This window comes from Pseudomonas fluorescens (assembly GCF_000730425.1).
Lineage (GTDB): Bacteria > Pseudomonadota > Gammaproteobacteria > Pseudomonadales > Pseudomonadaceae > Aquipseudomonas > Aquipseudomonas fluorescens_X.
On sequence record NZ_CP008896.1, the window covers coordinates 4,834,143 to 4,855,905 of the forward strand.

Below are 21,763 nucleotides of genomic sequence, written 5' to 3' on the forward strand. Positions count from 1 at the left end.
CTTGCTATCTGACCCCGGTACTTTGGGAAACCCCGTCATATTGGTGTTTTTGTATTCCATATTCGGCTCGCTGGGCGAGAGAACTTTGATTTTTCTCCAGCTTGGTGAGTCGAGATGGTCAGGATGAATGAGAAAAGGTTGCTCACAAACAGGGGTGCCCGTTTTACTCATTTTCACGAATACACAGCCATCTAAGGCCGGGTGCTTATAGCCGTTAGCGTGTTTGTTATTGACGGCCAAGGCGTAACCTAGGCGTTGAAGCTCGGCGGCAATTTCAAATGAATTCAGCTTTTGCATGGGTTAGGCGTAAAGCTCGTCTTCCAGTTCATGGATGGCCTTGTTATAGCCGGCTTTGCCGCCAAAGGCCTTGACCAGTTCGATGGGCGCACCGATCTGGCTGAATGGGTCGAGCTGGAGGATTTTGATGTCCTCGATATGCTCGATGCCGGTGTCGGCGTATTTATCCAGCAGCGCTTCCAGCACCTGGCGGGCTGCGCCGGAATACTTGGCGAAGTAGTTGCGCTTTTTCACCTGCTCCGCGCGCTCGCGGCGTGACAGGGCAGGTTGGTCGAAGGCGACGTGGCAGATGAGGTCGAACGGATCGAGGGGCTTGCCGTGTTTCTTTTCCACCTCTTCGGCCAGTGCTTCCCACATCACGCCTTGGGCGGCCATCTCGTCGATGATGGCCTTCTTCTGCTCGGCATCACTCCAGCGCCGGAGGAAGTCATCCAGCGAGACGAACTGTTTTTGCACACAGGCGCGGGTGTAGTCGTGCAGTGATTCGGTGATCAGCCGGCCGTCCGGGCCGTAATACTGCACACGCTCGGCAATGACGTAGATCGGGATGCTGTCGACGACGTACTTGAGGCGCTTCTTGCCGTCATCCTCGCCGGTGAACTCCAGATCATTGCCCTCGGAATCGCTGCCTGCGCTGATGCCGTCTTCATCGGCCAGCGGGTTATCCGGCGGCACGGGCGAATCATCACCTTCGGGGGCATAGATCACCACCGGGTCACCATCGAAGGCCGGGTCGGCAAACAGCTCGGTGGCCTTCTTGAAGTCCATGATGGTGAACCAGTACTTGCCGAAATCCTCGTTGATGCGGGTGCCGCGACCGATGATCTGCTTGAACTCGGTCATCGACTTGATGTGCTGGTCGAGCACAATCAACTTGCAGGTCTGCGCATCGACGCCGGTGGTCATCAGCTTGCTGGTGGTGGCTATGACCGGGTAGCGTTCTTCCGGGTTGATGAAGTTATCCAGCTCGGCCTTGCCTTCCTGGTCATCGCCGGTGATGCGCATGACGTATTTGCGGTTCTCGGCCACACGCTCCGGGTTGAGGTTGACCAGAGCCTGGCGCATTCGCTCGGCATGGTTGATGTCGTCGCAGAAGACGATGGTCTTCTGGTACGGATCGGTGGCCTTGAGGAATTCGCTGACCTTCTGCGCCACTAGCTGGGTGCGTGCCTCGATGACCAGGGTGCGATCCATGTCCTTGAGGTTGTAGATGCGGTCTTCGATCAGCTCGCCATTCTTATCGAGCATGCCCTTGGGCGGCCGCCAGCCTTGCAGATCCTTGTCGAAGTCGATGCGCACCACTTTGTAGGGCGCCAGAAAGCCGTCTTCGATGCCCTGCTTGAGGGTGTAGCTGTAAATCGGCTCGCCAAAGTAGGTGATGCTGGACACCTCCTTTGTTTCCTTTGGCGTGGCGGTAAGGCCGATATGGGTAGCGCTGGAGAAGTAGTCGAGAATCTCGCGCCAGGCGGAATCCTCGGCGGCACTGCCACGATGGCATTCGTCGATCACGATAAGGTCAAAGAAATCGCGGGAGAACTGCTTGTAGATGTTCATCTCTTCTTCAGTGCCGGTGACGGCCTGATAGAGCGACAGGTAGATCTCGTAGGAGGTGTCGATCTGCCGTTTGGCGATCTTGGTCATCGCTTGGCCGAACGGCTTGAAGTCGTTGTTCTTGGTCTGGTCGACCAGGATATTGCGGTCGGCCAGAAAGAGGATGCGTTTCTTCTGCTTGGACTTCCACAGCCGCCAGATGATCTGGAAGGCGGTGTAGGTTTTGCCGGTGCCGGTGGCCATGACCAGCAGCACGCGACCCTGACCACGTGCCACTGCTTCAACGGTGCGGTTGATGGCGTTCATCTGGTAGTAGCGCGGCATACGCCCGGTGCCGTCGTCGTAGTAGGGCGCTGCGATCTTGTGTTGGGCTTGGTCATCCAGGCCCTTCCACTGGCAGTAGCGCTGCCAGAGCTCGTCAGGGCTGGGGAACTGGTCGAGGCGCAGCTCGATTTCTACCTGATCGCCCGTGCCGCTGCGGTCATGGAATAGAAAGCCATCGCCATTGCTGGAAAACACGAACGGCACATCCAGCGCCTCGGCATAGCCCAGGGCCTGCTGCATGCCCGAGCCAACTGAGTGCTTGTTGTCCTTCGCCTCGATCACGGCGATGGGCAGGTTGGCCTGGTGGTAAAGGATGAAGTCGGCACGGCGGGACTCTCCCCGGCTATGTAGCTTGCCCCGGACGATGATGCGGCCCTTTGTGAAGCTGACTTCCTCGCGCACCTGCTTGTGCATGTCCCAGCCGGCTTGCTGGACTGCTGGGACGATGAACTTGCTGCAGATATCCCGCTCGGAAAGCGACTTTTTGTCCATAACTCCAATTCCCTTTCAAGCCGGTAAGGTCGCTCCATTCCGGCACTGCTGATCGTGTTCTATTTGCGCAAATGTACCTTGTTTAGCGTTGATCAGGGGGAGAGACGGTCAGATTGGGCGGCTAAAGTAGTAGGCGAGAGAAACGGCTGTCATAACAGCGCTTTTGTCTTACGTCGTCCCCGCTGTTCTTTTTATTTTTTATTCTTTCTTTTTAGGGGCTCAGTCTGAGCTGGTTTTCGACGCGATAGAGCTCTAGATGAGCTCTATCGACACCCTAGGCGGCTCAGATGGATACGTATCACTCTGAGCTGTGTATAACACCGTCACTGCGGTTGAGGTTTCTCCGTAGCTTGTCCCGTATGCCTGCTGGCAACCTGTCCAGGTCGGTGAGCAATGAGTCTAAATTGATTTGGGAGTTTCCCCTGGCCAGATTGATTTGTAGGTTCAGTCGCTCGATATTCAGAGTTCTCGTACCTACGAGATTGCCTGTAGCAAGTGCGTTTTTGATCTCGGAAACCGCATGCTGGGCGGTACTCGGCACATAACTCCAGGCAGCTACGGCGAGGGGCCGACCGTCCTCGGTAACCTGAATTTTTTCGCGTAGGGTGTAAATGTTGGAGCGACCAGATCTTTTCTTTGTGATAAGCCCTGCCGTTTCTAGAACCCTTAACGCACGTTTGATTTGTGCAGGACTGACGCCTGACTGCTCAGAAATTCGTTCGATGCCTGGATGCGCTGTACCTGAGGAATAATTTGCGTGCGCCTTGATAACGGCATAAACCGTAAACGCATGGGGGCCGATTCGCGCTACTTCACCTTGATCGATCATAGCCCTGAAAACATGGAACCATTGGGTCTGTGCGTGCAGTGGGGATAGGGCGTTAGTCATTGTCATGTTCCCCGCGAAGCTGCACGCGCGGCCGGCTCAGGATCCAGGCAGATATTTCGGTGCTGAGCCAGCCCACCGATCTGCTGCTGCCCAAGTCATACGGAGCAGGGAATTTTCCCGCCGCTATGTCGCGATAGATCGTGGATCTCTTTTTCCCAACCGCGAATTCAACGTCAGGAAGACGTAGGAAGCGCGGCTCATCAGAGCCAAGTGCAATAGCATGTGCTGACATTTATCAATGCTCAGGCGGTGGCGTTGCGGCGATCCTCAAGTGCTGCAATACGCATATGTGTTGGGAGTGGCGCTCGGACTTTCCTACTGCGAAGCAGGGAGTTTGTTGGGACCCGTGTTACGGGTCTCCGAGTTTTATTGCCGGCGACAGCTGTTCGGATGACAGCTGAAGCTGTGTCTTGGGCGTGGGGGAGAGGAAAGACCCAGCTGGTACGGAATAGGAGTACGTAGGTTTTTAGCAGCCTTGCTGCAGGCGAGCACGTGCAGCAAGGCCCTGCGAGATGCTGGCGATACCCCGATGAGGTAGCCAGAAAATCCATTTGCTAACAGCAGATGGACTTTGAATTCTTAACGCCGTAACCGGGGCAGCGTGACGATCCCATGAAGACCTATGAACGTCCGAGGGATGTCTGATTTTTACCAAGCGAGGATCGGTATTGCAAGCCCAAGCTATGAGATCAGGCCTTGATGGCATCAAGGTAATCTGACCAGCGCTGCATCATGTCGCGGCGCTCTGGCAGAAATGAGGTTCGGTCGTATGCACGTCCCAGCGGATTTTTTACCGTGTGCGCAAGCTGATGCTCCAAGAGGTCGGGGCGAAATCCCAGCACCTCAGCACCTATGGTTCTCGCGGTCGCACGAAAGCCGTGCCCTGTCATTTCGTCGCCGCTGATGTCCATGCGGCGTAACGCACTGAGAACGGCATTGTTGGACATCGGTCGATCGCCTCCTCGGGCTGAGGGGAAGGCATATCGATGTCTACCGGTGAGTGGTTTAAGCTCGCGCAGAACAGCGATTGCTTGCTGACTGAGGGGAACCAAATGATCCGGGCGATCCTGTTTAGTGACAGTGAGTCCTTTCATCTTGTGGCCGGGAATCAACCACTCGCCCGCATCCAGATTGACCTCCGACCACTCCATGTGGCGCAAGTCACCGGGCCGGCAGAACAGCAACGGGGCCAGTTTGAGTGCACAACAAACAGGCAGTGTTCCCGTGTAGCTATCCAGTGCTTTGAGCAGTGCGCCGAGTTTTTCAGGATCGGTCACGGCGGCAAAGTGTTTCACCCGCTTTGCTGGGAGCGTACGAGAGAGGTTACCAATCTGGTTGGGTGGGGTGATTCCGGCAGCTTCGGCGAACTCGAAAATCTGTTTGTAGATTTGGGCTACACGACGCGCCGTCTCACGAGCACCGCGCTTGATGATGCGCTGGAGGTTTTCGACCAGCATGGGCGTGGTGATGCTGCTGATCGGGAGTTTTCCCAGCCAGGGGAAGGCATTGAGCTCAAGGCGCTGCCGCACCGTACGGGTGTACTCCGTATCCCAGGTTGACTCGCGAATAGTGAGCCATTGCTTTGCGACCGATTCAAAGGTGTGTTGGTGATCGAGCTGGCTGACCACCTTGGCCATGCGTCTTTGCAGCGAAGGGTCTTGTCCGCCAGCAAGCTGAATACGAGCGTCATCACGTTTGCGACGGGCTTCCTGCAGGCCGACCTCGGGGTAAACGCCAAGGGCCAGGCGTTTTTCCTTTCCCAGAAAGCGGTACTTCAAGCGCCAGTAACGGCCTCCATTGGGCTGTACCTCTAGGTACAAGCCCTGTTCGTCATACAAGCGGTACGGCTTGTCCTGGGGCTTGGCGTTGCGGCAGTTGGTGTCTTTCAGGGGCATTGGGGGCACATCCTCTCCGAGCGAGCTGATGAGCGTTTTATGCCCCCATATATGCCCCCGTCAACCGTGGGATGCCCTGGGATTAAGTGGGAAAACGCGGGCAAGAAAAAAGCCGTAAAGCTTTGATTTCTCTAGGCTTTACGGCTTTTCTGGGTCTTCCCGGGAAGACAAATTGGTGGAGCCGGGGGGATTTGAACCCCCGTCCGCCAGTACTCCGCTGTCGGTACTACATGCGTAGCCGTGTCTATTAAGTTAACCCTCAGCGACCCGACGGGCAGGGTGCTTTGGGCGAGTTGTGTAAGTTTTAGCCGCTTCGTCCACAACGTACTGCACGGCGATTCTGTTCTATATGACAATCACTTTGGGTTTACAGACATCCCCTGATGATTGCTGGACCCGAAGGTACCAGGAGGGAAGGGCTAAGGCTGCTTACGCAGCGAGAGCGTATTCCCCGTAGGTTTCGTCATTGGCAACTATAGAAAGTTGCAACAGTGGATTTACGAGTTCTGTTACCAACTCGGCATGCACCTAAAGGTTCGCAACCGGCGTCGAATCCTAAACGGCCCCGTGCTTGTTGCTCGATGTGTTCGTGAGCGACAAGCCTGTGCAGTGTACGTCAAACGGTCACAGAAGGCCAACCCGAAAGGTTGGCCTTGAGCGGTTGGCGGGTTATGGGTTGCCGCCCTTGTCCAGGTTCTGCAGGTCTTGCAGGGCCTTGGATGTGATCTCGATGCACTTCTTCTCATCGCCGGACGCATGGGCTGCCTTGGCTTGGGAGACGGCAGTGTCGATCTCGCCGCTTTTGCCAGTGCTGTCAGTGGCGAGCAAGGCCTTGCCGTTGTTGATTTTATCCAGGTTGATCTGGCAAAGATCTGCCTCGTTACCTGCCGCAAACACGGGTGAGGCCAGCATCGCAGCGGTAACGAATACACCAGCCAGTACGGAGCGCTTCATGGGTATCTCCTTGTGCAAAGAGGTCTCGATGCTGCGCGGTACGTGCGGGCAGCCGGCGAGGTCATGGGTCGGCCCCGGGTGCCCGGGGCTTAAACAAGTGACTACGCCAGTGCGCAGGGGTTCGTTTTTATTGTGCGGGCCTGGGTCACCCGGTCGACCAGGTAGACCAAGCCATGGTAATCGATCCCACCGTGTTGGGTCAGACCGATCTCGCAAGTGCGGCTGGTGGAAATGCCTTCGCTGCAGTACTGCACGGCGTCTTTAAGGGAGCGCAGGGAGTGAGCGTTGAGTTCCGGGGTCGTGAAGCCTTTGTCGCCGGCGAACCCGCAGCAGTGGATGCCCTCGGGGATTACCACGTTGTTGCTGCAACGCCGGGCCAGGTCGATCAGGGCCTGGCTTTCGCCCAGGTGCTGGGTGCTGCAGGTGACATGCACGGCTATCGGCGCATCCTGGGGTGTGAAGTCCAGGCGGTCCATCAGGTGCGTGCGGATAAAGCGGACCGGGTCGTAGAGGTCCAGGCGCGTTTGTCCAAGGTCCTGGACCAGGCGCAGGGTGCAGGGGCTGGTGTCGCAGTAGATCGGGTCGAGCCCGCCACGGCTGGCGTGGAGCAGGGCGCCCAGCAGTTCCTGGCGTTTGTGCTCGGCCTGTTCGGCGTAGCCTTTGGAGGCGAACGGCTGGCCGCAGCACAGGCTGTCGGGATTGTCCGGAATGACCACCTGATAGCCGGCTTTTTCCAGCAGGCCACGGGTTTTGTCGTACAGCGACATCTGCTCTTTATCCCCGGCCGCAGGCCCCATTGCTCGCGACACACAAGCTGCGAGGTAGACCACCCGCGGGCGTTCATCGGTGACGGCGGGGCTGAAACGGATGGCTTTTTCCGGCTGCGGCATGGCGTTGGACCACTGCGGGATTTGCCCTTTGGACAGTTTGGTCACGGTGGCCGAGAGTTTCGTCAGACGGGGGGCGCCGAGCAGCAGGCGGGCGCCATTGGCCACGTGCAGGGTGAAGCGTGCACCTTGCAGCGCTGTGGAGAAATGGCTGGCTAGCCACTCGGCAGTTTTCGTACTGGCGGCTTCACGGCTACACAGCTTTTTCACCAGGTCGCCGGTATTGATGCCTACCGGGCAGCGTTGGGCGCATAACCCGGTGGCGGCACACGTGTCGATGCCTTGATAGTGATACGCCGCTTCCAGTTCGGTGGTGTCGATGCCGGCGCGTTTGCGAGCCTGGATATCGCGCCAGATCACGATGCGCTGGCGTGGGCTCAGGGTCAGGCCCTTGGAGGGGCATACCGGCTCGCAGAAACCGCATTCGATGCACTTATCCACAATCTCGTCGGCGGCCGGCAGGGGCTTGAGGTTTTTGAGGTGGATTTGCGGGTCTTCGCTCAACACCACGTCCGGGTTGAGAATGCCGTTGGGGTCGAGCAGGCGCTTGAGCTGCCACATCAACTGATAGGCATCGCGGCCCCATTCCAGCTCGACGAAGGGCGCCATGTTACGACCGGTACCGTGTTCGGCCTTCAGCGAGCCACCGAACTCCACGGCCACCAGTTGCGCCACGTCATCCATGAACGCCTGGTAGCGTGTGACTTCTTGCGCGCTGTTGAAGCCTTGGGTGAAGACAAAGTGCAGATTGCCCTCCAGAGCGTGTCCGAAAAGGATGGCTTCGTCGTAGTGGTGTTTGTCGAACAGCTCGATCAAGCGATTCACGCCGATGGCCAGTTGCTCGACCGGGAAGGTCACGTCTTCAATGATCACCGTGGTGCCGGTCTTGCGTACTGCGCCGACGGCAGGGAAGGTGTCCTTGCGGATCGCCCACAGGCGCGCGTTTTCCACCGGGTCTTCGGTGAAGTCGACTTGCTTTTCGACCGGGAAGTTGGCCAGCGACGCCATGATCAGCGCCAGTTGCTCATGGAGCAGTGACGACGAAGCTGCGCGGGATTCGATCAAGAGCGCGCAGGCACCTTCCGATAGCTGTTGTACGAAAGCAGGCATGCCAGGTTTATCCTGCACCGAGCGCATGCTGCGCCGGTCCAACAGCTCGACTGCCGACACAGGCTGGGTTTTCAGCACGGTCACGGCGTTGCAGCAGGTTTCTACATCGGGGAATACGATCAGGGCCGAAGCCTTGTTCGGGTGATCGATTACGGTGTCGTAGGTCACCGCACTGATAAAGCCCAAGGTGCCTTCGGAGCCCACCAGCAAATGGCTGAGGATATCCAGTGGCTCGTCGAAATCTATCAGGGCGTTGAGTGACAGGCCGGTGGTGTTTTTCAGACGGTATTTATGGCGGATTTTTGCTGCCAATTCAGAATTGGCCCGGGTCTCGCGGCCCAGGGAGGCCAGGCGTTCCAGCAATTGGCGGTGTTGCTCGCGGAAGGCCGCGACGCTGGCGGCATCCTCGGTATCGAGGCGGCTGCCGTCGGCCAGCACCAGGCGAATCCCGGCCAGGGTGTGGTAGGTGTTCTGGGCGGTGCCGCAGCACATGCCGCTGGCATTGTTGGCGACAATCCCGCCGATCTTGCAGGCGTTGATCGACGCTGGATCCGGGCCGATCTTGCGCCCGAACGGCGCGAGCCAGGCGTTGGCCTGGGCTCCGATCACCCCCGGTTGCAGGCGGATTTGCGTACCTTGGCCACGAATCTCGCGCCCGTTCCAGTTATCGCCGAGCACGATCAACACCGAATCGCTGATGGCCTGTCCCGAGAGACTGGTGCCGGCTGCGCGAAAGGTCACTGGCACGCGGTCGCGCTGTGCCAGTTGCAGCAACTCGACGACTTCATCTTCCGATTCGACACGGATCACCAGTTGTGGGATCAGTCGGTAGAAACTGGCGTCGGTGCCGAAAGCCAGGGTGGAAAGAGGGTCGTCGAAGCGCCGATTTTTCGGGATTAGTCGTGCGACAGCATCAAGGAACGCGATGGGCAGACTCATGTGTCCTCCAGGATCGGCAGCACCCCGTCTGAGGAGCCTGTGCATCACGGTCCAGTAGACGGGGTTGTGAATAGCTGACGCCGCAAAGCGGCTGCGGCGTCGGTTCTTACGGTATTGCCTGTGGTCTTAATGCACCAGCATGCCGGTGAACCAGTACGCCTGGGCGTAGGTGATCAGGCCGACAATCGTGGCGAAAAACAGGCTGTGCTTGAGGGTAAAGCGGAATAGGTCGGATTCCTTGCCCACCAGGCCGGTCGCGGCACAGGCCACGGCGATCGATTGCGGGGAAATCATCTTGCCGGTTACGCCGCCACTGGTGTTAGCCGCTACCAGAAGGGTGTCGTTGACGCCGATCTGGTGTGCGGTAGTGGCTTGCAGGGAGCTGAACAGGGCGTTGGACGAAGTGTCGGAACCGGTGAGGAATACGCCCAGCCAGCCAAGGAATGGCGAGAAGAACGGGAATGCTGCGCCAGTGCCGGCCAATACCAGGGCCATGGTCGAAGACATGCCGGAGTAGTTGGTCACGAATGCGAAGGCCAGCACCATGCCGATGGACAGGATCGGCCAGCGTAGTTCGTAGAAGGTCTCTTTTAAAGTGGTAAGACCAGTTTTTAAGTTGATCTTCAACACCAGCATCGAGATCAGTGCAGAGAAGAAAATCGCTGTGCCGGTAGCGGAAATCGGGTCCAGTTTGAACACCGCGGGAATGGCAGTGGGGTTGATGACGATGGGGGCAACCTTGATCACCATCTGGTCCAGGTGCGGAATTGCAAAGTTGAACACCCAGCTGTACATCGACCCGCCGGCGGCGAACATAGCCTTGAATGGCTTGAGGGTCCAGATGGTGACCAGAACGGTCAGGATCAGGAATGGCGACCAGGCCTTGAAAATTTCCATCAGGCTGTAACGCGAAGCCACACTAGTGCGCGGCTGGCCGAAACCGCCGACGCTGCCGGTGATGGAAATGCTGGAGGTGGCGCCGGCAATCTGGGCACCTGCGGTACGCTTGGGCTGCCAGACTTTCAGAAACAAGGTCAGGGAAATCAGGCTGGCCAGGGCCGAGGTGATGTCAGGCAGTTCGGGGCCGATAAAGTTGGACGTGAAGTATTGGGTGATGGCAAAGCTCAAGCCGGCCACCAGGGCGGCCGGCCAGGTTTCCTTGACGCCGCGTACACCATCCATCATGAACACCAGCCAGAACGGCACGAACAGCGACAGCAGTGGCAGTTGGCGGCCGGTCATGGCGCCGATCTTGAAGGCGTCGATGCCGGTGACTTGGCCTGCGACGATGATCGGGATCCCCAGGGCGCCGAACGCCACTGGCGCAGTGTTGGCAATCAGGCACAGGCCGGCGGCGTACAGTGGGTTGAAACCCAGCCCTACCAGCAGCGCGGCAGTAATCGCCACCGGTGCACCGAAACCGGCGGCACCTTCGAGGAATGCGCCGAAGCAGAAGCCGATCAACAGTACTTGCAGGCGCTGGTCATCGGTAATCGACAGCACCGAGCTGCGGATGACTTCGAACTGGCCGCTTTTGACCGTCAGTTTGTAGAGGAATACCGCGGCGACGATGATCCAGGCGATTGGCCACAGGCCGTAGGCAAAGCCATAGCCGGCAGCGGCGAATGCCATATCGACCGGCATCTGGAAGGCAAAGATCGCGACGAGGATTGACAGCGCCAGGGTGATGCTCCCGGCAACATGGCCTTTGAGGCGAAACACCGCCAGGGCCAGGAAGAAAAAGACGATAGGAATAACGGCGGCCAGTGCGGACAGGCCAAGGCTGCCGAGTGGGCTATAGAGCTGTTGCCAGGTTTGCATATGGGGTGGCCCCTAATTGTTGTTGGTCATGCATATTCAGTCGATTTGGGTAATTGGTAAGACCAATTTACAATCACTGATGGCTAGGTTAAGAGCCTTCGGGGTGATGTGTCAATTTGCCGCCTGAGAAACTTTGGTCGCATGTCGACGGGCGTGGGGTCTGATCGGTGTAATCAAAGGGGCTCTGATAGGTGCCGGCAGCGCGGCAATAGGCCAGAATAGAGGGCCCGGCGAGTGGCCGGGATCGTGGAGAGTCAGTTATGGCGTTTGATCAGGTGCGTCAGCGCCGTTTGTCCGACGATATTGTCGAGCAGCTTGAGGGCATGATCCTTGAGGGCACGTTGAAATCGGGCGAGCGATTGCCCGCCGAGCGCGCACTGGCTGAACAGTTCGGTGTGTCGCGCCCGTCGTTGCGCGAGGCGATCCAGAAGCTGGCGGCCAAGGGGTTGCTGGTCAGTCGCCAGGGCGGCGGCAATTATGTGGTGGAGACGCTGGGTTCAACCTTCAGCGACCCATTGCTGCATCTGCTGGAAAACAATCCCGAAGCCCAGCGTGATCTGCTGGAGTTTCGTCAGACGCTCGAGGCGTCTTGTGCCTATTACGCCGCGCTGCGCGCCACGGAAGTGGACCGCGAGCGGCTGACTGCAGCTTTTGATGCCTTGCAGGATTGCTACGCGCGGGATGATGAGGTGAGCCGTGTTGAAGAAGGCGCGGCCGATGCCAGGTTTCACTTGGCTATCGCTGAAGCCAGTCACAATGCGGTATTGCTGCACACCATTCGCGGCTTGTTTGATCTGCTCAAGCGTAACGTGGTGACCAATATCGGTGGCATGTACCAGCAGCGCACCGAAACCCGGGATATGCTGATCGGTCAGCATCGGGATTTGTACCTGGCGATAATCGAAGGGCGGGCGGAGCAGGCGCGGGAGGTTTCAACACGTCACCTGCTGTATGTGCAGGAAGTGTTGGAAGAAGTGCGTCAGGAAGTGCAGCGCATGGCCAGGGCGGAGCGACGCAAGGGAATGTAGCCTGCAATTGCGGCGCAGGGAGCAGGCTCCCTGGCCACACAGGCTCGTATCAAGGACTGGGGAAGATCAGTCTTCCTTGCCCTTGTTGCGTACGGCACGCTGCAATTCCCGATTGGAGTCGCGCTCGCGTTCGGTATCGCGTTTGTCGTATTCCTTCTTGCCCTTGCCCAGTGCGATCTCGCACTTGACCAGGTGCTTGCTCCAGTACCACGACAGGCAGACGCAGGCGTAGCCCTTCTGCTGTACGGCCGCGGCGAGCTTTTCCAGTTCGCGCGCATTGAGCAGCAGCTTGCGTGTACGTACCGGGTCGGCAATGACGTGGGTGCTGGCGGTCATCAGCGGCGTGATGTGACTGCCGAGCAGCCAGGCCTCACCATCCTTGAGCAGCACGTAACTGTCGACCAGTTGCAACTTGCTGGCGCGCAGACTTTTTACTTCCCAGCCGGCCAGGACCAGACCAGCCTCGAACCGATGCTCGATGAAGTAATCGTGTCGCGCCTTTTTGTTCTGCGCGATGGTCCCTGTTGGGTGTTTCTTTTGTTTAGCCATAGGGGCGGCATTATAGGGAGTTGCGAGCGTGTCGGCTACGGTCAACCTGCGTGCTTGAGCGTGTTGGATGAATCCCGGACAATACCGCCAGTTTTCTGGTTTTTTTCTCTCGCGAATTGGGCAGTCTTTTCGCGATGTTTGCCGCTCAGCTTCGGAAATAACGCTCCCATGACGACGCATATTCAACGCTCGGCGCTGCTGCCTTACCCGGCGCAAGCGCTCTATGACCTGGTTAACGACGTCGCGAGCTATCCGGATTTCCTGCCCTGGTGCTCTTCATCCATGGTGCTGGAGAGCAGCGATGAGCATATGCGTGCAAGTATTGAGGTGTCCAAGGGTGGGCTTGGCCAGAAGTTTGTGACGAGCAATGTCCTCGTCCCTGGTCGATCCATCGAGATGAACCTGGAGGAGGGACCGTTCACTCAGTTGCATGGTGTCTGGGTATTCAAGCCATTGGGGGAGAAGGCGTGCAAGATCAGCCTGGACCTGACCTTTGATTACGCAGGCTCCATTGTTCGGGCAACCTTGGGGCCGTTGTTCAACCAGGCGGCGAACACTTTGGTGGATGCGTTTTGCCAGCGGGCCAAGCAACTGCATGGCTGAATCGCTGATTGAAATTGAGGTGGTCTACGCCGCTGTTGGCCGTCAGCGGTTGTTGAGCCTGGCGGTTGCGCCGGGTACAAGCCTACGGGCGGCGGTGCTGGCGTCAGGCATTGCGGCACAGTTTCCCGAACTGGATATTGCCCGTTGTCCCTTGGGGATCTTTGGCAAGGTCGTGGCGGACTCTGAAACCCGTAGCGTGCAGGCCGGTGATCGCATCGAAATCTATCGCCCTTTATTGGCAGACCCTAAAGAGGTGAGACGCTTGCGAGCGGCAAAAGCAGCCGGGGCTCGGCGGCAAAATCCATAACCTGTGCAATAGCAGGCAACAAAAAGCCCGGCATGCCGGGCTTTTTGTTGCGCGATAAATTATTGCGGGCTTGTATCCAGAGGTTCTGGGGTTGGCACCGGAACGGTTTCTACGCTGTCGATATCTTTCTGGATTGTGTCCAGCAAGGAGCCAGGCTTGGCCGGCACCTCGGACTTGGGTTGTTCAGTGTTCTGCGCTGGCGCAGTGACGCTGGTCCCGCTGTCCTTGCCCAACAGGGCTTCATCGCGGCTGACGCCGGGCATGAAGTCACCGGAAAGGCTGACGAGTTGGTCATTGCCATTAAAAATGACACTGACGCGCTCCTGTTGGCGTTCCCCGCCTCCAGGCTGCAGGCTATAGAGGTAATCCCAGCGATCGGCATGGAATGTGTCGGTCAGCAGGGGATTGCCCATGATAAACCGTACTTGCCGTCGGGTCATTCCCGGGCGTAACTGGTCTATCATGTCCTGCGTGACGACATTGCCCTGCTGGATGTCGATTTTGTAAACCCCGGGGAATGAACAACCGGCGAGTGCGAGCAGTCCCACAAGGGTGAAACTGGTTAGCAAGAGCTTGGTGTTTTGCATCGGTGGGCGACTTCCACTATCTTGGCTGGGACAACGTAAACGCCGATCATACCCGTATTAAGAGAAGCTGCGAAGCAGCATCCGCGAGAAAGCTAACCATGGTTGAAAATAGCGAACTACGCAAAGCCGGTCTTAAAGTGACTCTGCCACGAGTCAAGATTCTACAAATGCTCGATTCCGCCGAGCAGCGCCACATGAGTGCCGAAGATGTCTACAAGGCGCTGATGGAGTCTAACGAGGACGTCGGCCTGGCCACGGTTTACCGTGTACTGACCCAGTTTGAAGCCGCAGGGCTGGTGGTTCGTCATAATTTCGACGGCGGTCATGCAGTTTTTGAACTGGCTGACGGTGGTCATCACGACCACATGGTTGACCTGGATACCAATGAGGTTATCGAGTTCACCAGTCCTGCAATCGAGAAGCTCCAGCATGAGATCGCTGAGCAGCATGGATTCGATTTGGTGGACCATAATCTGGTCCTGTACATACGTAAGAAAAAGTAAGAAAACCACGCAGACTCACTCTGCGAAACGATCGAAGGCGACCCTAGGGTCGCCTTCGTGCTTTCTGTCGATGGAAAATCGGGCTGGAATGGGGGTCAGGCCTTTGCAGTCACCACCATTTTCTTCGCATGAGCCAGGGACTCCTTGGTTAGGTCGATGCCGCCGAGCATGCGCGCGACTTCTTCTACTCGCTCGGTCTTGTTGAGTTTGGACACCGCGGTATGCGTTGCGTGGCTGCCCCGCACTTTATGCACAAACAGGTGCTGATGCCCTTGGGCTGCCACCTGGGGCAAGTGGGTAACGGTCAAGACTTGGCCGCGTTCGCCGAGGCGGCGCAGCAATTGGCCAACAATTTCTGCCGTCGGCCCTCCGATCCCCACGTCCACCTCGTCGAATACCAGTGTTGGTACACGCGAGGTCTGGGCAGTGATGACCTGGATCGCCAGGCTGATCCGTGACAGTTCGCCACCAGACGCCACCTTGGCCAGTGCCTTGAGGGGTTGGCCCGGATTGGCGCTGACCAGCAGCTCGACCTGCTCCAGGCCATTGGGCTGCAGTTCATTGCCGCTATTGGCGTGCAACTCAATGGTAAAGCGCCCTCCTGGCATGCCCAGGCGTTGGATTTCCTGTTCCACGGCGCAGGCCAGGCCGGTTGCGGCCTGGTGCCGCAGATCACTCAGCTCCCGCGCTTTTTCCTGGTAGTGACGGGCGAAAGAGGCCAGCTCATCGCCCAAGCGCTCGATGGATTCATCGTTGGCATTCAGAGTTTCGATCTCATCCAGCAGTTTTTGCTGCATGGCTACCACTTCGGTCGGCTGGATCCGATGTTTGCGCGCCAGGGTATAGATAGTGTCGAGACGTTCTTCGATCTCTTGAAGGCGTGCCGGGTCGGCATCGAAGTGGTCAAGGAAGCGGTTCAGTTCGCCAACAGCTTCTTCTACCTGGATCTGCGCACTGGTCAGCAAGGTAGTGGCTTCATTCAGTGATCCAGAGCCGCTGTTTACGCTCGACAGGCGGTTAAGGCTTGTCGTCAGTGCATTCAACACATTGCCGGAATCGCTTTCGCTGCATTGCTCGACAACCTGGCGGCAGATGCCCAGCAGGGTTTCGGCATTGGTCAGGTTCTTGTGCTCCTGCTCCAGCTGTTCCAGCTCGGTCTCGCCCAGTCCCAGGCTTTCCAGCTCTTCCAACTGATAGCTGAGGAGTTGGTGGCGGGCCCGCTGCTCGTCGCCGGAGTTGGACAGTCGCTCCAGCTCCTGGCGGGTCTGGCGCCAGCGCTGTGCGGCCAGTTGCACTTGGCGCGCCAGGTCGGTTGCGCCGGCGTACTCATCCAGCAGCCTGCGATGGGTGTCGGTTTTTAGCAGGGATTGATGCTCGTGCTGGCTGTGGATGTCGATCAACAGCTCGCCAAGGGCCTTCAGGTCGCCGAGGGGGCAGGGCGTGCCATTGATATAGCCTCGGGAGCGGCCCTCGGCAGTGATCACGCGGCGCAGGATGCATGGGCTGTCGTTATCGAGGTCGCGCTCGGCGAGCCAGGCACTGGCTTCCGGGATATCTGCCAGGTCAAAAGTCGCCAGGATATCGGCCTTGTCTGCACCGGGGCGAACCACGCCGCTGTCGGCGCGATCGCCCAGGGTCAGGCCCAGGGCGTCGAGCATGATCGACTTGCCGGCACCGGTTTCACCTGTGATTACGCTCATCCCGCGATCCAGTTCAAGATCCAGGTGCTCAACGATGGCGTAGTTATGTACGGACAGGTGAACCAGCATGATGGCCGCTCCCAGACTTTAGGTCTGTTTATTTATACAGTGTTTTGTTTGGCGCTGACAATCCTGCGCCTTAGCTCAATTTGCTTGGATGACAGCGGTTTTTAGTGCGATGTGGAATGTGCGGGGAAGTATGAGACGGGACATGTCTGCCCTTGAACCTGGAAATTGTGGCCCCATATACCGGAACAGAAGCGCGAGTTGAGTTCGCGCAGGATTTTGAAAGGAGAAAACTATGGCTGACGAACAGACGCTGGATACGCAAAACCCAGACGCCAACCAGGCCTCGCAGGCAGCAGGTGAAGACCTGGCGGCTCGTGTGCAAGTGCTCGAAGAGCAACTGGCAGGCGCTCAGGATCAGGCTTTGCGTGTTGCTGCCGATCTGCAGAACGTCCGCCGCCGTGCCGAGCAGGATGTGGAAAAAGCCCACAAGTTCGCGCTGGAGAAGTTTGCCGGTGATCTGCTGCCGATCATCGACAGCCTGGAGCGCGGCCTGGAGCTGTCCAGCCCGGACGACGAAAACATCCGTGCCATGCGCGAAGGGATCGAACTGACCCTGAAAATGTTTCAGGACACTCTGAAGCGTTATCAGTTGGAAGCTATCGATCCACAAGGCGGCGAGCCGTTCAACGCAGAGCATCACCAGGCTATGGCCATGCAGGAAAATGCTGACCTTGAGCCCAATAGCGTGTTGAAGGTGTTCCAGAAGGGGTACCAGCTTAATGGTCGCCTGTTGCGCCCGGCGATGGTGGTGGTGAGCAAGGCTCCCGCACCGGTTTCGCCATCGATTGACGAGCAGGCTTGAAATCGTTCGTAACGACCCCATTTATAAGTCAAGCGTTTAAGTGCTACCGCAGTTAGCCACCACTGCTGCGGCAACCAAATCCAAAGTTTCGGGAGAGTGAATCATGGGCAAAATTATCGGTATCGACCTGGGGACTACCAACTCCTGCGTCTCCGTGCTGGAAAATGGCGTATCCAAGGTTATTGAAAACGCCGAAGGTGCACGGACTACCCCTTCCATCGTGGCTTACGCCAACGACGGCGAAATCCTGGTAGGCCAGTCTGCCAAGCGTCAGGCTGTGACCAACCCGCATAACACCCTGTACGCGGTGAAGCGTTTGATCGGTCGTAAGTTCGACGAAGAAGTCGTACAGAAAGACATCAAGATGGTTCCGTACAAAATCGCCAAGGCCGACAACGGTGACGCCTGGGTTGAAGTGAACGGCCAGAAAATGTCGCCACCGCAAATCTCGGCTGAAATCTTGAAAAAGATGAAGAAGACTGCCGAAGACTACCTCGGTGAAGCAGTGACTGAAGCGGTGATCACCGTTCCAGCCTACTTCAACGACAGCCAGCGCCAGGCGACCAAAGACGCCGGCCGTATCGCGGGCCTGGATGTAAAACGTATCATCAACGAACCAACCGCGGCCGCTCTGGCCTATGGCATGGACAAGGCCAAGGGCGACCACACCGTGATCGTTTATGACCTGGGTGGCGGTACTTTCGACGTTTCCGTGATCGAAATTGCTGAAGTCGATGGCGAGCACCAGTTCGAAGTGTTGGCGACCAACGGTGACACGTTCCTGGGTGGTGAGGACTTTGATATTCGTCTGATCGACTACCTCGTTGACGAATTCAAGAAAGAAAGCGGCATGAACCTCAAGGGTGACCCGCTGGCGATGCAGCGCCTGAAAGAAGCTGCTGAAAAGGCCAAGATCGAGCTGTCTTCGAGCAATTCGACCGACGTGAACCTGCCGTACATCACCGCAGACGCCACCGGTCCTAAGCACTTGAACGTGAAGATCTCGCGCGCCAAGCTGGAATCGCTGGTTGAAGACTTGGTTCAACGCACCATCGAGCCTTGCCGCATCGCCCTGAAAGACTCGGGTATCGATGTCGGCTCGATCAACGACGTGATTCTGGTCGGTGGTCAGACCCGTATGCCGCTGGTACAGCAGAAGGTCACCGAGTTCTTTGGCAAAGAAGCGCGTAAAGACGTCAACCCGGACGAGGCCGTTGCCATGGGTGCTGCCATCCAGGGTGCGGTATTGGCCGGCGACGTGAAAGACGTGCTGCTGCTGGACGTCAGCCCGCTGACCCTGGGTATCGAAACCATGGGTGGCGTGATGACCGCGCTGATCGAGAAAAACACCACGATTCCTACCAAGAAATCGCAAGTGTTCTCGACTGCCGATGACAACCAGGGTGCAGTGACCATTCATGTGTTGCAGGGTGAGCGTAAGCAGGCTGCGCAGAACAAGTCCCTGGGCAAGTTCGATCTGGCTGAGATTCCACCAGCTCCACGTGGTGTGCCACAGATTGAAGTGACCTTCGACATTGATGCCAACGGCATTCTGCACGTAGGTGCCAAGGACAAGGCTACTGGCAAGACTCAGTCGATCGTGATCAAGGCCAACTCCGGCCTGTCCGAGGAAGAGATTCAGCAGATGATCAACGATGCTGAAAAGAACGCCGAGGAAGATCGCAAGTTCGAAGAGCTGGCTGCTGCCCGTAACCAGGGTGATGCACTGGTTCACTCGACTCGCAAAATGATCGCTGATGCTGGCGACAAAGTGACCGCAGAAGAGAAGACTGCAATCGAAGCTGCTGTGGTTGCCCTGGAAGCCGCCGTTAAGGGCGATGACAAGGCCGCTATCGAAGCCAAGGTTGAGGAGCTGTCGAAAGTCTCCGCGCCAGTAGCTCAGAAGATGTACGCCGAGCAAGGCCAGCCAGCTGACGGTGCTGCGCAACAGGCAGAGCCTGAAGCCAAGCACGACGACGTTGTCGATGCCGAGTTCGAAGAAGTCAAAGAAGACCAGAAGAAGTAACTTGGTCGCCCGGTTGACCGCTATCAAGCGGTGACTGGTAGGATGTCGCCGCGCGGGAGCTTGCTCCCGCGTTGGCGTGTCTGGGGTATGCGAATTTTTACAGCATGCGACAACGTTTGGATGCTGGCGGTGTGATCGGGAATGCTCCTGCTTTGCGATCGACAGTCACCGCGTTTTTAGCTGGGTCTCGGCTGAGAGCAGTAAAGACCAGGATCGTTGAATTTGACGTGAGTTGGGTCCGGGCCTGTATTGGGGCTCAACGAGTTTGGCAAGCTCAGGAGGGTTTTGCTGGACGTCCTTAAGAGTGCAAAGACTTATGGCAAAGCGTGACTATTACGAAGTGTTGGGTGTGGAGCGCGGCTCCAGCGAGGCAGACCTGAAGAAGGCCTACCGTCGCCTGGCGATGAAGCACCACCCGGACCGTAATCCGGATAACAAAGAATCCGAAGAAATGTTCAAAGAGGCCAACGAGGCCTACGAATGCCTGTGTGATCCGAACAAGCGTGCAGCCTACGACCAGTACGGCCACGCCGGTGTCGATCCGGGCATGGGGGGCGGCGGTGCCGGTTTTGGCGGGCAGAACTTCTCCGATATCTTCGGCGATGTATTCAGCGACTTCTTCGGCGGCGGTCGCGGCGGTCAGCGCGGCGGTGCCCAGCGTGGCAGTGACTTGCGCTACACCCTGGAGTTGAACCTGGAGGAGGCCGTGCGCGGCACCAGCGTCAACATCCGCGTACCGACGCTGGTCAACTGCAAGCCGTGTGACGGTTCGGGTGCCAAGAAGGGCTCTTCGCCGATCACTTGCCCGACCTGTGGCGGTATTGGTCAGGTGCGCATGCAGCAGGGCTTCTTTTCTGTGCAGCAAACCTGCCCGCGTTGCCATGGGCAGGGCAAGATCATTTCCGATCCGTGCGACTCCTGTCACGGCGAAGGGCGTGTCGAAGAGTACAAGACCTTGTCGGTGAAGGTGCCGGCGGGTGTCGATACCGGCGACCGCATCCGTTTGTCGGGTGAGGGCGAGGCGGGAACCCAGGGTGGCCCGACGGGCGATCTGTATGTGGTGATCAATGTGCGCGAGCACTCGATCTTCCAGCGCGACGGCAAGCACCTGTTCTGCGAAGTGCCGATCAGTTTTGTCGATGCGGCCCTGGGCGGCGAGCTGGAGATTCCGACCCTCGATGGGCGGGTCAAACTGAAGATCCCGGAGGGGACGCAGACCGGTAAGCAGTTCCGTATCCGTGGCAAGGGCGTTGCGCCGGTGCGTGGCGGCGGGGCTGGCGACTTGATGTGCCGAGTGGCTGTCGAGACTCCTGTCAATCTGGATCGCCGTCAGCGTGAGTTGCTCGAAGAGTTCCGCAGCTCGCTGGACGGTGATGGCTCCCATTCGCCCAAGACTGCTGGCTGGTTTGAAGGCGTGAAGCGCTTCTTCGGCGATCTCTAAGGACGTGGATATGCGACGTATAGCTGTAATGGGCGCTGCCGGGCGCATGGGCAAGAACCTGGTGGAGGCGGTGCAGCAGCGCTCGCCTCTCTCTGGGTTGACTGCGGCAATCGTACGCCCGGGCAGTACACTGATCGGCGCCGATGCTGGCGAGCTGGCCTCATTGGGGCGGATCGGTGTGGCGTTGTCTGGCAGTCTGGAACAAGTGGCTGATGAGTTTGATGTGTTGATCGACTTCACCTTGCCCGAAGTGATGCTGAAAAACCTGGCGTTCTGCCGCAAGGCGGGCAAGGCCATGGTTATTGGCACCACCGGCCTGAATGCCGAGCAGAAGCAGTTGCTTGTCGCCGCGGGCAAGGACATTCCTATTGTGTTTGCCGCCAACTTCAGTGTGGGCGTCAACCTGTCGCTGAAGTTGCTCGACATGGCTGCGCGGGTGCTGGGCGATGATGCGGATATCGAGATCATCGAGGCGCATCACCGGCACAAGGTCGATGCGCCATCGGGTACCGCCATGCGCATGGGTGAAGTGATTGCCGATGCCTTGGGGCGCGACCTGTCGAAAGTCGCGGTGTATGGCCGCGAAGGCCATACCGGTATACGCGAGCGCGAGACCATTGGCTTTGCCACCGTGCGCGGTGGTGATGTGGTGGGTGATCACACGGTGTTGTTTGCTGCCGAAGGTGAGCGCCTGGAGATTACCCACAAGGCCTCCAGTCGCATGACCTTCGCCAAGGGCGCGGTGCGTGCGGCCTTATGGCTGGAGGGGCGCGAAGCGGGTCTGTACGATATGCAGGACGTGCTTGATCTGCGTTAATTGCTAGCAAAAGCGGGCCCTGGGTATTACTCTAGGGCCCCGTTTTTACCCGCTAAGCGACGTCCTGTCGCATTCTCCTGCCTTTTAGGCTCTTTAGCGGTGGACCAAAAAAGCCTTTTTCTGTAAGCTACAGCTTTAGTGTGTCCACTAAAAGCGCGCAGAATAATTCAGT

General features: G+C 58.0%; 18 protein-coding genes and 1 other RNA gene. 8 read left to right on the top strand and 11 right to left on the bottom strand.

Annotation, left to right across the window (positions count from 1 at the left end; translation table 11 throughout):
• Positions 1 to 300: 300 nt before the first annotated feature.
• From hsdR to HZ99_RS21640, 8 genes are all read right to left on the bottom strand, one after another.
• Entirely contained in the window at positions 301 to 2,664 is a 2,364-nt protein-coding gene (hsdR, locus tag HZ99_RS21615; RefSeq protein WP_038445923.1) for an EcoAI/FtnUII family type I restriction enzme subunit R, read from the bottom strand.
• A 298-nt stretch (positions 2,665 to 2,962) separates the two neighbouring features.
• Positions 2,963 to 3,553 carry a helix-turn-helix domain-containing protein gene (locus HZ99_RS21620; RefSeq protein WP_223816914.1) on the bottom strand — a complete coding sequence of 197 codons (591 nt, stop codon included), beginning with the start codon at positions 3,551 to 3,553 and terminating at the stop codon, positions 2,963 to 2,965.
• Complete coding sequence (locus tag HZ99_RS28085; RefSeq protein ID WP_080727740.1) at positions 3,546 to 3,785, bottom strand: helix-turn-helix transcriptional regulator; 240 nt, start codon at positions 3,783 to 3,785, stop codon at positions 3,546 to 3,548. The genes HZ99_RS21620 and HZ99_RS28085 overlap by 8 nt, the downstream gene beginning before the upstream one ends.
• 457 nt (positions 3,786 to 4,242) lie before the next feature.
• Positions 4,243 to 5,448 carry a tyrosine-type recombinase/integrase gene (locus HZ99_RS21625; protein WP_038445927.1) on the bottom strand — a complete coding sequence of 402 codons (1,206 nt, stop codon included), beginning with the start codon at positions 5,446 to 5,448 and terminating at the stop codon, positions 4,243 to 4,245.
• Between the two features lie 173 nt (positions 5,449 to 5,621).
• Positions 5,622 to 6,015: a transfer-messenger RNA gene (ssrA, locus tag HZ99_RS28090) on the bottom strand.
• Positions 6,016 to 6,117: 102 nt separating this feature from the next.
• Complete coding sequence (locus tag HZ99_RS21630; RefSeq protein WP_038445930.1) at positions 6,118 to 6,402, bottom strand: hypothetical protein; 285 nt, start codon at positions 6,400 to 6,402, stop codon at positions 6,118 to 6,120.
• A gap of 101 nt (positions 6,403 to 6,503) precedes the next feature.
• A complete protein-coding gene (locus tag HZ99_RS21635) occupies positions 6,504 to 9,338 on the bottom strand; it encodes an FAD-binding and (Fe-S)-binding domain-containing protein (protein ID WP_038445932.1) in 2,835 nt (944 codons plus the stop codon).
• Positions 9,339 to 9,464: 126 nt separating this feature from the next.
• The gene (locus HZ99_RS21640; RefSeq protein WP_038445934.1) at positions 9,465 to 11,159 is read right to left on the bottom strand and encodes a lactate permease LctP family transporter; all 1,695 of its coding nucleotides are present in this window, start codon (positions 11,157 to 11,159) and stop codon (positions 9,465 to 9,467) included.
• Between the two features lie 260 nt (positions 11,160 to 11,419).
• On the opposite strand from HZ99_RS21640, the gene HZ99_RS21645 reads away from it, so the two are divergent.
• Complete coding sequence (locus tag HZ99_RS21645; protein ID WP_038445936.1) at positions 11,420 to 12,187, top strand: FCD domain-containing protein; 768 nt, start codon at positions 11,420 to 11,422, stop codon at positions 12,185 to 12,187.
• Positions 12,188 to 12,253: 66 nt separating this feature from the next.
• Here HZ99_RS21645 and smpB read toward each other — a convergent pair whose 3' ends face one another.
• Positions 12,254 to 12,736, bottom strand: a complete 483-nt coding sequence (smpB, locus tag HZ99_RS21650) for an SsrA-binding protein SmpB (protein WP_029299012.1) — start codon at positions 12,734 to 12,736, stop codon at positions 12,254 to 12,256.
• Positions 12,737 to 12,904: 168 nt separating this feature from the next.
• On the opposite strand from smpB, the gene HZ99_RS21655 reads away from it, so the two are divergent.
• Together HZ99_RS21655 and HZ99_RS21660 are read left to right on the top strand one after the other, a co-directional pair.
• A complete protein-coding gene (locus tag HZ99_RS21655; RefSeq protein WP_038445940.1) occupies positions 12,905 to 13,339 on the top strand; it encodes a type II toxin-antitoxin system RatA family toxin in 435 nt (144 codons plus the stop codon).
• Complete coding sequence (locus HZ99_RS21660; RefSeq protein WP_038445944.1) at positions 13,332 to 13,646, top strand: RnfH family protein; 315 nt, start codon at positions 13,332 to 13,334, stop codon at positions 13,644 to 13,646. The genes HZ99_RS21655 and HZ99_RS21660 overlap by 8 nt, the downstream gene beginning before the upstream one ends.
• Before the next feature lie 59 nt (positions 13,647 to 13,705).
• Here HZ99_RS21660 and HZ99_RS21665 read toward each other — a convergent pair whose 3' ends face one another.
• Positions 13,706 to 14,233, bottom strand: coding sequence for an outer membrane protein assembly factor BamE (locus HZ99_RS21665; protein WP_038445946.1), 528 nt, complete (start codon positions 14,231 to 14,233; stop codon positions 13,706 to 13,708).
• 98 nt (positions 14,234 to 14,331) lie between these two features.
• On the opposite strand from HZ99_RS21665, the gene fur reads away from it, so the two are divergent.
• Positions 14,332 to 14,736: a ferric iron uptake transcriptional regulator gene (fur, locus tag HZ99_RS21670; RefSeq protein ID WP_038448157.1), complete on the top strand. Its 405-nt coding sequence runs from the start codon at positions 14,332 to 14,334 to the stop codon at positions 14,734 to 14,736.
• 95 nt (positions 14,737 to 14,831) lie between these two features.
• Here fur and recN read toward each other — a convergent pair whose 3' ends face one another.
• Positions 14,832 to 16,505, bottom strand: a complete 1,674-nt coding sequence (gene recN / locus HZ99_RS21675) for a DNA repair protein RecN (RefSeq protein WP_038445949.1) — start codon at positions 16,503 to 16,505, stop codon at positions 14,832 to 14,834.
• A gap of 232 nt (positions 16,506 to 16,737) precedes the next feature.
• Between recN and grpE the strand changes: the two genes are divergently transcribed.
• From grpE to dapB, 4 genes are all read left to right on the top strand, one after another.
• The gene (grpE, locus tag HZ99_RS21680; protein WP_038445951.1) at positions 16,738 to 17,307 is read left to right on the top strand and encodes a nucleotide exchange factor GrpE; all 570 of its coding nucleotides are present in this window, start codon (positions 16,738 to 16,740) and stop codon (positions 17,305 to 17,307) included.
• A 103-nt stretch (positions 17,308 to 17,410) separates the two neighbouring features.
• Positions 17,411 to 19,333 carry a molecular chaperone DnaK gene (gene dnaK / locus HZ99_RS21685; protein WP_038445953.1) on the top strand — a complete coding sequence of 641 codons (1,923 nt, stop codon included), beginning with the start codon at positions 17,411 to 17,413 and terminating at the stop codon, positions 19,331 to 19,333.
• Positions 19,334 to 19,649: 316 nt separating this feature from the next.
• Positions 19,650 to 20,774, top strand: coding sequence for a molecular chaperone DnaJ (gene dnaJ, locus HZ99_RS21690; RefSeq protein ID WP_038445955.1), 1,125 nt, complete (start codon positions 19,650 to 19,652; stop codon positions 20,772 to 20,774).
• 10 nt (positions 20,775 to 20,784) lie between these two features.
• Entirely contained in the window at positions 20,785 to 21,591 is an 807-nt protein-coding gene (dapB, locus tag HZ99_RS21695) for a 4-hydroxy-tetrahydrodipicolinate reductase (RefSeq protein WP_038445957.1), read from the top strand.
• Positions 21,592 to 21,763 lie beyond the last annotated feature (172 nt).